Origin of the sequence: Clostridioides sp. ZZV14-6153, from assembly GCF_020657855.1 — a bacterium.
In the GTDB taxonomy this organism is placed as follows: domain Bacteria; phylum Bacillota; class Clostridia; order Peptostreptococcales; family Peptostreptococcaceae; genus Clostridioides.
The window spans coordinates 1-1,593 of the sequence record NZ_JAGWCZ010000042.1 but is presented as its reverse complement, the minus strand read 5'-3'; the positions used below and the strand labels follow the sequence as shown (position 1 = coordinate 1,593).

The window sequence follows — 1,593 nt, the reverse complement described above, 5'->3', positions numbered from 1 at the left end:
CGGATTTACCTACTCTGACTGCCTCAATGCTTGGGCACACATAACCAACAGTGTGCTTAGCTTATCCTACTGTGTCATCCCATCTCTCAAACGGTTATCGGTAGTACAGGAATATCAACCTGTTGTCCATCACCTACGCCTTTCGGCCTCAGCTTAGGTCCCGACTAACCCAGGGCGGACGAACCTTCCCCTGGAAACCTTGGGTTTACGGCCTGTGGGATTCTCACCCACATCTCGCTACTCATGCCAACATTCTCACTCCCATACTGTCCACATGTCCTTACGGTCATGCTTCAACCCGTATGGGAAGCTCCCCTACCCATCATTACTGATGCCGTAGCTTCGGTAGTAAGTTTTAGCCCCGGAAATCTTCGGCGCAGGATCACTCGACCAGTGAGCTATTACGCACTCTTTGAATGAGTGGCTGCTTCTAAGCCAACATCCTGGTTGTCTGTGCAATCCCACATCCTTTACCACTTAACTTACATTTAGGGACCTTAGCTGACGATCTGGGCTGTTGCCCTTTCGACTATGAATCTTATCACCCACAGTCTGACTCCCAAGTATAAGATGACGGCATTCGGAGTTTGATAGTCTTCGGTAGGTGCAATACCCCCTAGGACATTCAGTGCTCTACCTCCGTATCTCTCACCTTGAGGCTAGCCCTAAAGCTATTTCGGGGAGAACCAGCTATCTCCGGGCTCGATTGGAATTTCACCGCTACCCACAAGTCATCCCCGAGCTTTTCAACGCTCGTGGGTTCGGACCTCCACGAAATTTTACTTTCGCTTCATCCTGCTCATGGGTAGGTCGCCCGGTTTCGGGTCTACGTCAAGTAACTGAACGCTCAGTTAAAACTCGCTTTCGCTACGGCTCCACACCTTAAGTGCTTAACCTTGCTACTTAACGTAACTCGTTGGCCCGTTCTACAAAAAGTACGCGGTCACACAAGAAATGTGCTTCCACAGCTTGTAAGTGCAGGGTTTCAGGTTCTATTTCACTCCCCTCCCGGGGTTCTTTTCACCTTTCCCTCACGGTACTATACGCTATCGGTCACTAGGTAGTATTTAGCCTTGGAGGGTGGTCCCTCCTGCTTCCCACAGGGTTTCACGTGTCCCGTGGTACTCTGGATCATATCTGAAGTTTTCTCGTTTGACATACAGGACTATTACCTTCTGTGGTGGGTCTTTCCAAACCTCTTCAATTACGATACCTCTTCGTTTAAGATATGTCCGCAACCCCAATAAAGAAAACTTTATTGGTTTGGGCTATTCCGCGTTCGCTCGCCGCTACTTACGGAATCGAATTTCTTTCTCTTCCTTCAGGTACTTAGATGTTTCAGTTCCCTGAGTTCCCCTCATTAAGCTATGTATTCACTTAATGATACTTAGACATTACTCTAAGTGAGTTTCCTCATTCGGAAATCTTCGGATCAAAGTTTACGTGCAACTCCCCGAAGCTTATCGCAGCTTATCGCGTCCTTCATCGGCTCCTAGTGCCAAGGCATCCGCCCTGCACCCTTAATAACTTGACCAGTTAAAAAGGTTTGATAGATTAGAAGCTATCAACTTCGATAATTTTAAAAAGTTATCA

General features: G+C 47.7%; 1 rRNA gene. It reads right to left on the bottom strand.

Going from position 1 to position 1,593, the window contains the following annotated elements:
- Positions 1-1,534, bottom strand: a 23S ribosomal RNA gene (locus KGF46_RS19685); the annotation flags it as partial.
- Between the last annotated feature and the right edge of the window lie 59 nt (positions 1,535-1,593).